This is a genomic window from Pannonibacter phragmitetus DSM 14782 (genome assembly GCF_000382365.1).
GTDB lineage: Bacteria > Pseudomonadota > Alphaproteobacteria > Rhizobiales > Stappiaceae > Pannonibacter > Pannonibacter phragmitetus.
The window spans coordinates 25,895-37,795 of record NZ_KB908231.1 but is presented as its reverse complement, the minus strand read 5'-3'; the positions used below and the strand labels follow the sequence as shown (position 1 = coordinate 37,795).

The 11,901-nt window shown below is 64.2% G+C and carries 11 protein-coding genes; 2 read left to right on the top strand and 9 right to left on the bottom strand.

Features of this window, described 5'->3' with window-relative positions; genetic code table 11:
* The first annotated feature begins 8 nt into the window (after window positions 1–8).
* Together der and H163_RS0118505 are read left to right on the top strand one after the other, a co-directional pair.
* Window positions 9–1,436, top strand: coding sequence for a ribosome biogenesis GTPase Der (gene der / locus H163_RS0118510; protein ID WP_026356039.1), 1,428 nt, complete (start codon window positions 9–11; stop codon window positions 1,434–1,436).
* A gap of 121 nt (window positions 1,437–1,557) precedes the next feature.
* Window positions 1,558–2,358 carry an inositol monophosphatase family protein gene (locus H163_RS0118505; RefSeq protein WP_040679217.1) on the top strand — a complete coding sequence of 267 codons (801 nt, stop codon included), beginning with the start codon at window positions 1,558–1,560 and terminating at the stop codon, window positions 2,356–2,358.
* 246 nt (window positions 2,359–2,604) lie between these two features.
* On the opposite strand, the gene H163_RS0118500 is transcribed toward H163_RS0118505, so the two are convergent.
* The 9 genes from H163_RS0118500 to rpsF all read right to left on the bottom strand — a co-directional run bounded on the left by H163_RS0118500 (window position 2,605) and on the right by rpsF (window position 11,495).
* Entirely contained in the window at window positions 2,605–3,351 is a 747-nt protein-coding gene (locus tag H163_RS0118500; RefSeq protein WP_019966108.1) for an SDR family NAD(P)-dependent oxidoreductase, read from the bottom strand.
* A gap of 6 nt (window positions 3,352–3,357) precedes the next feature.
* Window positions 3,358–4,860: an amidophosphoribosyltransferase gene (purF, locus tag H163_RS0118495; protein WP_019966107.1), complete on the bottom strand. Its 1,503-nt coding sequence runs from the start codon at window positions 4,858–4,860 to the stop codon at window positions 3,358–3,360.
* A 48-nt stretch (window positions 4,861–4,908) separates the two neighbouring features.
* The gene (locus tag H163_RS0118490) at window positions 4,909–5,550 is read right to left on the bottom strand and encodes a CvpA family protein (RefSeq protein ID WP_019966106.1); all 642 of its coding nucleotides are present in this window, start codon (window positions 5,548–5,550) and stop codon (window positions 4,909–4,911) included.
* 60 nt (window positions 5,551–5,610) lie between these two features.
* On the bottom strand, window positions 5,611–7,029 hold the full coding sequence (radA, locus tag H163_RS0118485; RefSeq protein WP_019966105.1) for a DNA repair protein RadA: 1,419 nt from the start codon (window positions 7,027–7,029) through the stop codon (window positions 5,611–5,613).
* Window position 7,030: 1 nt separating this feature from the next.
* Window positions 7,031–8,188 carry an alanine racemase gene (alr, locus tag H163_RS0118480; protein WP_208975437.1) on the bottom strand — a complete coding sequence of 386 codons (1,158 nt, stop codon included), beginning with the start codon at window positions 8,186–8,188 and terminating at the stop codon, window positions 7,031–7,033.
* A 124-nt stretch (window positions 8,189–8,312) separates the two neighbouring features.
* Window positions 8,313–9,797, bottom strand: coding sequence for a replicative DNA helicase (locus H163_RS0118475; protein ID WP_019966103.1), 1,485 nt, complete (start codon window positions 9,795–9,797; stop codon window positions 8,313–8,315).
* Between the two features lie 286 nt (window positions 9,798–10,083).
* A complete protein-coding gene (gene rplI / locus H163_RS0118470; RefSeq protein WP_019966102.1) occupies window positions 10,084–10,647 on the bottom strand; it encodes a 50S ribosomal protein L9 in 564 nt (187 codons plus the stop codon).
* Between the two features lie 162 nt (window positions 10,648–10,809).
* Complete coding sequence (gene rpsR, locus H163_RS0118465) at window positions 10,810–11,058, bottom strand: 30S ribosomal protein S18 (protein WP_019966101.1); 249 nt, start codon at window positions 11,056–11,058, stop codon at window positions 10,810–10,812.
* A 5-nt stretch (window positions 11,059–11,063) separates the two neighbouring features.
* Window positions 11,064–11,495, bottom strand: a complete 432-nt coding sequence (gene rpsF, locus H163_RS0118460) for a 30S ribosomal protein S6 (protein WP_019966100.1) — start codon at window positions 11,493–11,495, stop codon at window positions 11,064–11,066.
* Between the last annotated feature and the right edge of the window lie 406 nt (window positions 11,496–11,901).

Here is an 11,901-nt window from a genome sequence, read left to right as displayed (position 1 = left end):
TAAGGGGCTTGGGCGCTACCGTAGCCATTATTGGCCGTCCGAATGTGGGCAAATCGACGCTGTTCAACCGGCTGGTCGGCAAGCGCCTGGCGCTTGTCGATGACACGCCGGGCGTCACCCGCGACCGGCGGCCGGGCGAGGCGCGCCTGGGCGACCTGCGCTTCACCATCATCGACACCGCAGGCCTTGAGGATGCGGACGCAGCGAGCCTTGAAGGCCGCATGCGCGCCCAGACCGAAGAGGCCATCGCGGAAGCCGATGTCGTTCTGTTCGTCATCGACGCCCGCGCGGGCGTGACGCCGCTTGATGCGCATTTTGCTGCCGTTGCCCGCAAGAGCGAGACGCCGGTGATCCTGCTGGCCAACAAGGCGGAAGGCCGGGCAGGCGAGGGTGGTCTCTACGAGGCTTTCTCGCTTGGTCTGGGCGAGCCGGTGGCCATCTCCGCCGAACATGGCGAGGGTCTTGCCGGTCTCTACGAGGCGCTGCTTCCCTATGTGGAGCAGGTCGAGGAAGAAGAGCAGGCGGCCAAGGACGAAGCAGATTTTTCCGTCGAGCTGGACGAGGACGGCAATCCGCTTCTGCCGGAAGCAGCTCCCGCGGGCACCAGTGAGCGCCCACTGCGCGTTGCCATCGTCGGGCGGCCCAATGCGGGCAAGTCGACGCTGATCAACCGCATGCTGGGCGAAGAGCGCATGCTGACCGGGCCTGAAGCCGGCATCACGCGCGATTCCATCTCCGTCGACTGGCTGTGGCGCGAGCGCCATCTGAAGCTGTTCGACACGGCCGGTATCCGCCGCAAGGCGCGTGTGCAGGAGAAGCTGGAAAAGCTCTCCGTTGCCGACGCTCTGCGCGCCATCAAGTTTGCCGAAGTGGTTGTCGTGGCGCTGGACGCGACCAATTCCTTCGAGAAGCAGGATCTGCAGATCATCGATCTGGTGGCCCGTGAAGGCCGCGCGCTTGTGATCGCCGTCAACAAGTGGGACCTGATCGAGGACCGGGAAGCGGCCTGGGCCGCCATCAAGGACGCGCAGGACCGCTATCTGAACCAGATCCGCAACGTCCAGATCGTCACCATGTCGGGCTTGCAGGGGCAGGGCATCGACCGGCTGATGGAAGCGGTGTTCAACGCCTACGAGGTGTGGAACAGTCGCATTTCGACGTCGCGCCTCAACCGCTGGCTCCTGAAGATCCTCACCCACCATCCGCCCCCGGCGGTGCAGGGACGCCGCGTCAAGCTGCGCTACATGACCCAGGCGAAAACCCGTCCGCCGCATTTCGTCGTGTTCTGCTCGCGCCCCGAAGAGCTGCCGGAAAGCTACACCCGGTATCTCGTCAACGGCCTGCGCCAGACCTTCGACATGCCGGGGACGCCGATCCGTCTCAGCTACCGTAAGGGCGAAAATCCCTATGCGGGCAAGAAAAAGAAAATCCGCTAGGCCCCGGCAAGGGCCCTTGCGAGGCCGGGGCATCGCTCCGGCCTTTTCTGTGACCTTTCCTCTCCCATCGGGGCGCCTCAGCCCCGCACACCATCTGCAACCGAATGACATGGGGACCGCGATGACGACGACGCAACGCATGGAGTTTGCCGTTGGCCTCGCCCGCCGCGCAGGCGCGCTTGGCCTTGACTATTTCCGCAAGCTGGAAACGCTGACCATCATCAACAAGGGCCATCAGGACCTCGTGACGGAAGCCGACCGCAACGTGGAAACGCTGGTGCGCGACGAGATCGCAGCCGTCTTCCCGGGCGATGGCATCGTCGGCGAGGAGCATGGCCGCGTGGAAGGCTCGTCCGGCTACACCTGGGTGATCGATCCGATCGATGGCACGGCGAATTTCGTTGCCGGCATCCCGCAGTGGTGCGTCATCATTGCCTGCGTTCACAACGGGGAAACCGTCATCGGGGTCATCCATGATCCGGTGTCGGGCGAGATGTTCGCCGCTGAACGTGGCAAGGGGCTGACGGTCGATGGCCGCCCGGCGCGGGTCTCCGCCAGCACCAGCCTCAAGACCGGCTCTGCCGGTGTCGGCTTCAGCGGCCGCAACAAGGTTTGCGGCGCCGTGCAGCTGATCGACGCGCTGGTGGACCGGGGCGGCGTCTTCTTCCGCAATGCCTCTGGTGGGCTGATGCTGGCCTATGTGGCCGCCGGCCGCCTCATTGCCTATGGCGAATCCAAGATGAACGTCTGGGACTGCCTCGCCGGTCTCCTGATGATCGAGGAAGGCGGCGGCAAGGTCACCGGCTTTGACGTGGACGCGTCCATCGCGACGGGCGTACGCGTCATCACCGCTTGCCCCGGTGTCTATGACGAATGGTCCGGCATGTGCGAAGCAGTCTTCCCGCCGCTGGCAGCCCACTGAGGCGCCTGAATGCAAAGAGGCCGGAGCGATGCTCCGGCCTGAAAGATCTCTCCGCATTCGTCATGCCATGACTTGATCATGGCATTCACTCCGTAGCCTGTCCGTCAGGCAGAGCCTCCGGAACGCTTGCTGCATCATCCCGCTCCTCATAGTGATGAGATGAAGCGGTATGGATGCCATGATCAAGTCATGGCATGACGGAGGAAGGGGTAAGGCAAGAAGCAGAAAGCCCTCCGTTCCAACCCCTTACGATGCGACCTGCACAAAATCCTTGAAGCTGCGCGAGGGGTGGTCGTACAGGCGGCCGCCGTCCGTGAAGGTGGGCAGCGTCAGCGGGATGATCGCCTTGGCCACGTCTTCGGGATGCGGCAGGGTGGCCGGGTCTTCGCCGGGCATGGCTTGTGCGCGCATGGAGGTGCGGACGGGGCCCGGACTGACGAGGCTGATCTGCAGCGGCGTCTGGCGCGTCTCGGCGGTGTAGGTGCGCACCAGAGCTTCCAGCGCGGCCTTGGAGACCGAGTAGGGGCCCCAATAAGCCTTGCACTTGTGGGCAGCGCCTGAAGACAGGAACACGGCGCGTCCGGCGTCTGACTGGCGCAGCAGCGGGTCCAGCGAGCGGATCAGGCGCCAGTTGGCGGTGACATTTGCCGCCATCACCTTGTCCCAGGTCTTGATGTCCACATGGCCGAGCGGCGACAGGGTGCCAAGCACGCCCGCATTGCCCACCAGAATGTCCAGCTTCTTCCACCGCTCGAAAATGGCGGCGCCCAGACGGTCCAGCGCGTCATAGTCGGTGACGTCGAGGGGCACGAGGGTCGTCTGGCCGCCTGCGGCCTTGATCTCGTCGTCCAGCTCTTCGAGGCCGCCCACGGTGCGGGCAACGGCGACGACATGGGCACCAAGGCGTCCCAGCTCACGTGCGATGAAATAGCCGATGCCGCGCGAGGCGCCGGTGACGACCGCAATGCGGCCGTCGAGGATCTTGTCAGTCATTGTGCCTTATCCAACTTCCACCAGACGCGGCGGCTTACGGAATTCCACGTCATCCGACAGGTCCGTCAGCGGCGTCGGATAGTCGCCAGTGAAGCAGTGGTCGGTGAACTGCGGGTTCTCGTTGTCACGGCCCTCAAGCCCCATGGCCTTGTAGATGCCTTCAATCGAGAGGAAGGCGAGGCTGTCGGCGCCGATGAAGGCACGCATCTCTTCCAGATTGTAGCGGGCGGCCAGCAGCTTTTCGCGCACCGGCGTGTCGATGCCGTAATAGTCGGAGTAGCGGATCGGCGGGCTGGCGAGGCGGAAATGCACTTCGCGCGCACCTGCATCGCGGATCATCTGCACGATCTTCAGCGAGGTGGTGCCGCGCACGAGGCTGTCATCGATAAGGATGACACGCTTGCCCTCGATCTGCGCCCGGTTGGCCGAATGCTTCAGCTTGACACCAAGGGTCCGGATCGACTGAGTGGGTTCGATGAAGGTGCGGCCCACATAGTGGTTGCGGATGATGCCCAGCTCGAAGGGAACGCCCGATTCCTGGCTGTAGCCGATGGCGGCGGGAACGCCGCTGTCCGGCACCGGAACCACCACATCGGCATCCACATGGCTCTCGCGGGCCAGCTGCGCGCCCATCTGGCGGCGCACGTCATAGACCGAGCGGCCGCCGACAACGGAGTCGGGCCGGGCAAAATAGACGTACTCGAAGATGCAGGGGCGGGCCGGGCGGCGGCCGAAGGGGAAATAGCTTTCGATGCCGCCGGAGGTGCAGACGATCACCTCGCCGTTCTCGATCTCGCGGATGAACTTGGCGCCGATGATGTCGAGCGCGCAGGTCTCTGAGGCGAGGATCGGGGCACCGTTGAGGTCACCCAGCACCAGCGGGCGGATGCCCAGCGGGTCGCGGGCGCCGATCAGCTTCTTGCGGGTGAGGGCGACCAGCGAATAGGCGCCTTCCATCTGCTTGATCGCCTCAATGAAGCGGTCAACGATCTTCGGCTGGCGGCTGCGGGCGACGAGCTGCAGCACCACTTCGGAATCCGACGTGGACTGGCAGATGGCCCCGTCGCGGATCAGCTGGCGGCGCAGCGTCAGGCCATTGGTGAAGTTGCCGTTGTGGCAGATGGCAAAGCCGCCGCCGTCCAGCTCGGCAAACAGCGGCTGCACGTTGCGCAGCGCCGGTTCGCCTGTGGTGGAGTAGCGCACGTGGCCGACAGCGGCAGAGCCTGCAAGACGCTTGATCGTCTCGGCGCTGGAGAAGTGATCGCCGACGAGGCCGAGATGACGCTCGGAACGGAACTGCTCGTTATCGTCATAGGTGACGATGCCGGCAGCTTCCTGTCCGCGATGCTGCAGGGCGTGCAGGCCAAGGGCGGTCAGCGCGGCGGCATCTTCATGCCCCAAAACGCCGAACACGCCGCATTCTTCACGCAGCGTGTCCCCGTAGATGTCGTCCGTGTCATCGGAACGGAACTGTTTCCCTGCGCCCTGGAAGTCGGTCAGACCGGACATGGCGAAGCTCCTTGAGAGGTTGTGCGGCCAGCCTTGCTGGCAAAAAGATCAGTTTCCGGTGCCGCTGGTCGTCAGCTGGTCGATGCCCTGACGTTCTGCGGCGCTGTAGCCGGTATTCTCGTTCCCGCCCTGAGGCTGGCCCTGAGCTTGGCCCTGGGGCTCATCGGCATTGCGGCGGCTGGAGCGGTTGAACTCCTGAATCGTCTTTTCCGGATCCTCCGGCAGCGCTGCCTGCAGCTGAAGGCCGATGGATGTCAGCAGGTCACGGGACTTGGCCTGAACCACCCACTGGGGCTGGCGCTCCGCCGGCACGAACCAGTTGAAGAAGGCAAGGCCGACGACAACAAGCAGCATACCGCGTGCGGCGCCGAAAACGAAGCCGAGCGTGCGGTCCAGCGCGCCGATGCGGCTGTCGAGCACGAAATCGGAAATGCGCATGGTGATGTAGCTGACGATGATCAGCGTCAGCAGGAACACGCCCGCAATGGCAGCGCCGAGGGCAACATACTCATTGCTGATATACTGCTTGGCATATGGAAGCACGGATCCATAAAGCAAGTAGGCTGCGGCGGCTGCCGCCACCCATGAGCCGATCGACAGAACTTCACGGACAAAGCCGCGCACCATCGCCAGAACGGCGGAAATCAGCATGATGACGAGAAGAATTCCGTCGAGGAGCGTGATTGGCATCGTCCGGTTTTACCCTTGTAGCCCGCAGTCCCGGCAGCCGCTTGCGGCGCCTTGCTGCTGTCAGTCGTTCCGCACATCCCGGGGCCCGCCGCCGGCCCGCCCGCTGCCCTTGGCAGCAATCTTGGCGATGAAGGCGCTCAGGTCCTGTATTCCTTCCGCGCTCAGCTCCGGTCCGGTCCCATCCTTGATGTTTCCAGCCGGGCAGATGGCGCGGTCAAAGCCGAGTTTCTGCGCTTCCTTCAGTCTTGCCTGTCCCTGGGCCACCGGTCTGACGGCGCCCGAGAGGCTGACCTCGCCGAAATAGACGCAATTGACCGGCAGGGCAAGCCCGCTGAGTGAAGAGACCAGTGCAGCAGCTACCGCAAGGTCTGCACCCGGCTCGTTGATCCTGAGGCCGCCGGCCACATTCAGATAGACATCGTGCTGCGAAAAGCGAACCCCGCAGCGCGCTTCCAGCACCGCAAGGATCATCGACAGACGGGCGCTGTCCCAGCCGATCACGGCGCGGCGGGGCGTGCCGAGCGGCGAGGGGGCGACGAGCGCCTGAATTTCAATGAGCAGCGGGCGTGAGCCCTCCAGCCCGGCAAAAACCACCGAGCCGGGCGCATTGGACGAGCGTTCTCCAAGGAAAAGCGCTGACGGATTGGCCACTTCCTGCAGGCCCGCGCCTGTCATCTCGAACACGCCGATTTCATCGGTGGCGCCGAAGCGGTTCTTCACCGAGCGCAGGATGCGGTACTGATGCGCACCGTCGCCCTCGAAATAGAGCACCGCGTCGACCATGTGCTCCACCACACGGGGGCCTGCGATCTGGCCATCCTTGGTGACATGGCCGACGAGCACCATGGCGGTGCCGGATTTCTTGGCATAGCGGACCATGGCCTGCGCCGAGGCGCGCACCTGCGTCACCGTGCCGGGAGGCGAATCCGCCAGCTCCGTCCACAGGGTCTGCACGGAATCGAGGATGAGCAGGGCAGGGGGAGGACCGGCCTCCAGCGTTGCCAGAATGTCCTCGACGCTGGTTTCGGAGGCGAGCGCGACGGGCGCATTGGCAAGACCGAGGCGTTCGGCGCGCAGCCGGACCTGATCGATCGCCTCTTCGCCCGAGATATAGACTGAGCGCAGGCCCTTGTTGGCGAGCGCGGCGGAAGCCTGGATCAGCAGTGTGGACTTGCCGATGCCCGGATCACCGCCCACCAGCAGGGCCGAACCCTTGACGAAGCCGCCGCCGGTCACCCGGTCCAGCTCCTTGATGCCGCTCTGGAAGCGCGGGGCTTCCTTGGCCTCGCCCGAAAGGCCGACCAGCGGCACGACGCGGCCACGGGTGACCTTGCCTTTGGACGGGCCGCCGCCGACGCCGCTGCCTTCGGCTTCCTCGACGATGGTGTTCCATTCGCCGCAGGACTCGCAGCGGCCGGTCCATTTGCCCGTGATTGCACCACAGGCCTGGCACACAAAGGATGAGCTGCGGCGGGCCATGTCAGTCTCCGGTCGTCCCGCCGTCCAGCGGCCCGTGGATGCGCATATGGCGGCTTCCAAGGCTTGTCAGCAGTTCATAATCAATCGTTCCGGCCGCCGATGCCGCCGCCTGAAGGCTGGCGTTGGGGCCCAGAAGCTCCACATAGGTGCCCCGGCGCAGCTTGTCTGCCGGAACATCGGTGGCATCCACAGCCAGCATGTCCATGGAGATCCGGCCAAACAGAGGCAGGGCATGACCATCAACCCAGGCCGATGCGCCCGGCTTGCCGTCGGCGCTGCCCGCGCCTCTGAGGAACCCGTCGCCATAGCCGCAGGACAGCATGGCAATGCGGCTGTCACGCTCCGCCGTGCGGGCAAGGCCATAGCCGACGCCTTCGCCGGCAGGAACCTTGCGGACCTGCAGCACGCGTGCCTCGAGCCGGATCACCGGCTCCAGCTTCATGGGCGGATGATCGATGACCTGGCCGCCGTAGAGGGCAATGCCGGGGCGCACCAGATCGAAATGGAACTCCGGCCCCAGAAACACGCCCGCCGAATTGGCAAGCGAGCGTGGCACGCCGGGGAAATGCGCGCTCATCGCCTCGAAAGCGGCAAGCTGCGTCTGATTGTGCGCATGGGCGGGCTCGGCTGCGCAGGCAAGATGGCTCATCAGCAGCGACGGGGTGAAAGCTTCCAGCAGCGTGCCATCTGCCGCCAGCCTCTCGCATTCGGGAGCGTTGAGGCCGAGCCGGTTCATGCCGGTGTTGATGTGGATGGCCGCTTCGAGCTTCACCTTGCGCTCGCGGCAGAAGAGCGCCCATTCCTCGATTTCCGGCAGGGACCCCAGCACCGGCCGCAGCCTTGCCTCAGCCAGCAGGGGAGCTGCGCCCGGGAACAGGCCATTGAGGATGTAGATGACGGCACCGGGCGCTGCCTGACGGGCAGTGACGCCTTCCTGCGGCGTCGCCACGAAGAAGGTGGAGCAGCCGGCCTCCGCCAGATGCTTCACCGTGACGGCAAGGCCGCAGCCATAGGCATCGGCCTTCACGGCGGCAGCGCACTGGGTGCCGGGCGTGAGCTGGTCCTTCACGCGGCGCCAATTGCGCGCGATGGCGAGCGGATCGATCGTCAGACGGCTGCCGGCCGGGATGACGGTTTGCCCGTGGCTGGAGCTTGTCATGCTCTGCGGGTCCTGTGTCATGAAGCCAAAAGCAAGGCTGGCCCCTCACGCAGCAGTTTCCAAGCGGAGCAGCGAATCGGCACCTTGCCCATATCTGCGGCCATCATAGACCGGTCCGGACGGATTACTCCAACCGTTCGGGCATATAGTCTTCCTGCGCCAGATCCGAGAAGCGGGTGAACTCGCCCTGGAAGTGCAGCTGGGCCGTGCCGGTGGGGCCGTGACGCTGCTTGGCGATGATGACTTCGGCCTTGCCCTTGACGCGCTCGAACTTGTCCACCCAGGCCTCATATTCGGGCGTCCCTTCCTCGGGCATGGTCTTGGACAGGTAATATTCCTCGCGGAACACGAAGAGCACCACGTCGGCGTCCTGCTCGATGGAGCCCGATTCGCGCAGATCCGACAGCTGCGGACGCTTGTCTTCACGCGATTCCACCTGACGGGACAGCTGGGAGAGGGCGATGATGGGAACGTTCAGCTCCTTCGCCAACGCCTTCAGGCCCGTGGTGATTTCGGTGATTTCCTGCACGCGGTTGCCGCTGTTCTTGGACGAGCCGGAGAGCAGCTGAATATAGTCGACGATGAGCAGGTCGAGGCCGCGCTGGCGCTTGAGGCGGCGGGCACGGGCCACCAGCGAGGCGATAGAGATGCCACCGGTCTGGTCCACGTAAAGCGGCACGGTCTGCATGTGCTGGGCAGCGGCCGCCAGTTTCTCGAAATCAGCCTCGGAAATGTCGCCGCGGCGGATCTTCGACGAGGAAATTTCGGTCTGCTCGGAAATGATACGGGTGGCCAGCTGTTCGGCCGACATTTCCAGCGAGAAGAAGCCGACAACGCCGCCATTCACCGTCTTCAGCGCGCCATCCGGCTGCTCCTCGGCCTGATAGGCCTGGGCGACGTTATAGGCGATGTTGGTGACGAGCGAGGTCTTGCCCATGGCAGGACGGCCGGCCAGCACGATCAGATCCGAATGCTGCAGGCCGCCCATCAGCCGGTCAAGATCGGTCAGTCCTGAGGAAATGCCTGACAGCGCGCCTTCGCGGTTATAGGCCGCGTGGGCCATATGGATCGTTTCTGTCAGCGCATCGCCGAAGGTGACGAAGCCGCCTTCGCTGCGGCCGGTTTCCGCCAGTTCGAACAGCCGCCGTTCGGCGTCGTCGATCTGCTGGTTTGGCGGCATGTCGATGGGCGCGTCATAGGCGATGTTGACCATGTCCTCGCCGATGCGGATCAGGTTCCGCCGGACGGCAAGGTCATAGATGATGCGGCCATAATCTTCCGCGTTGATGATCGAGGCGGCGTCGGCGGCAAGGCGCAGCAGGTACTGCGTCGCGCTCAGATCCGCGATCTTGATGTCGGCAGGATAGAAGGTCTTCAGCGTGATGGGCGAGGCGGTCTTGCCCGCGCGGATCAGCTGGCCGATCTTCTCGTAGATGTCCTTGTGCGGCGGCAGGAAAAAATGGTGCGGCTCCAGAAAGTCGGAGACGCGGTAATAGGTCTCGTTGTTGACCAGAATCGCACCCAGCAGCTGGCGCTCAGCCTCCGCGTTATGCGGAGCGACGCGCACGGTCTCGCTCGCCGTTTCGATCTTCTGGATAGTGCCCTTCATGTGGTCCCCCGGTCGCGGTCATATTTCGTTTACCGGGGTTAAGGGCGCAGGAAAAGGCCGCAGTTCAGGGGAGGCAATTATCCTCAGCCTGCGCAAGATCAACGGGGACAAGTCATCTCGCGCCTTGACTGGTGCATGTGGACAAGGGCTGGGGGCAGGCTGTGGATATCCTGCGCACATACCGGCCGGAAGCCGCGTCAGTGCGCCCATAAAACAGGCAAAGAAAAAGGCGGCACCCCGAAGGGCACCGCCTGATCTTGCGCCGGGCAAACCGGGCCGGAGAGAATTACTCCTCGTCTTCGGCCTCGACTTCGCCGTCTTCAGCTTCTTCGTCTTCCTCGAACTCGAAGCTGTCCTGCTCGCGCAGGGTCAGGTTCTCACCGGCTGCCTGACGCTCGGCTTCGTCAGCGGAACGGGCAACGTTGATGGTGATGGACACTTCGACTTCCGGGTGCAGGGCGATGGCAACCGTGTGCAGGCCGATCGTCTTGATCGGCTCGGACAGGTGAACCTGGCTGCGGGAAACGCTGAAGCCGCCAGCGGTCGCCACGGTGGCGATGTCGCGGGTGGAGACGGAGCCGTAGAGCTGGCCGGTTTCGGCAGCCGAACGGATCACGATGAAGCTCTGGCCGGCCAGCTTTTCGCCAACGGCCTCGGCGTCCTTGCGGCGCTCCAGGTTGCGGGCTTCCAGCTGAGCGCGCTCGGCTTCGAACTTGGCAAGATTTGCCTTGTTGGCGCGCAGCGCCTTGCCCTGCGGCAGCAGGAAGTTACGGGCGTAACCGTCGCGCACGCGCACCTTGTCGCCCATCTGGCCAAGCTTGGCCACGCGTTCCAGAAGAATGACTTCCATGGGATTTCTCCAGTCGGTCTGTCCCGCCTCTCGGGCGGTTAGAAGCCGGTCCACAAACCCGCCGGCCCCAATCCGGGATGCCGGACCCTCAAGAGTCCGGCGCGGCCCGCAGCATGAAGCCGGCGGGCCGCGTCTTGATCAGATCAGGCGTGAGCCGTGATCTCAGCTGATGACGAAGGGCAGCAGCGACAGGATGCGGGCGCGCTTGATGGCGCGGGCCAGCTCACGCTGCTTCTTCGCGGAGACCGCGGTGATGCGGCTCGGAACGATCTTGCCACGCTCGGAAATGTAGCGCTGCAGCAGACGGATGTCCTTGTAGTCGATGACCGGAGCACCCTCGCCCGAGAACGGGCAGGTCTTGCGGCGGCGGAAGAACGGGCGGCGGGCCGGGATCTGTGCGATTTCAGGCATGTCAATTACTCCGCTTCTGCACGGCGGGGAGCGCGTTCGCTCCGCTCACCACGGGGCTCACGGGCCGGGCGGTCGCTGCCGAACTTGTCGTCGCGGCGGCGGCGGTCATCACGGTCGCGCTTCTGCATCATGGCAGACGGCTCGTCATCGTGGGATTCGACCTTCAGGGTCATGAAACGAAGGATGTCTTCGTTGATGCCCATCTGACGCTCCATTTCGGCAACCGCAGCATGCGGAGCTTCGATGTTCATCAGGGTGTAGTGGGCCTTGCGGTTCTTCTTGACCCGGTAAGCCAGCGCGCGCAGGCCCCAGTTCTCGATCTTGCCGACCTTGCCACCGTTGGCTTCGATCAGACCCTTGTACTGTTCAACGAGTTGCTCGACCTGCTGGGTCGAGATGTCCTGGCGCGCCAGGAACACGTGCTCATAAAGCGGCATGTGTGTCTTGCCTTTCTCTAGCGTCTATCCGGGAAAACCTGGCGCAAAGCCTCAACGTGCCTACGGAAAGGTACGTAAAGTCCTACGAGAGCGGAGACACGGGAAGACGGGAGTTTGACGCCCCTGATGCTTGCGCATCCTTCCGTTCAGCCACCAGCCAAGGTTCCAGATAGTGGCGCTGTATATAGAAGGCGCCCGCAAATGCAAGCGCAGACTGCATCAAATCACAGCCGGCGAACGGAGCGGAGCAGGGTACCCGTTGGCCTCTCTTCAGCGTTTCAGCCCCAGGCTTCGGGCAGTTTCCCACGGACTTTGGCCGCTTTCGCTGCGGTGCAGGGGGCATATGCTCTTGACACAGCCCTGTCTGCCAGACCATAGCGGCGGATCATTTTGCCGCAAGAGGGTG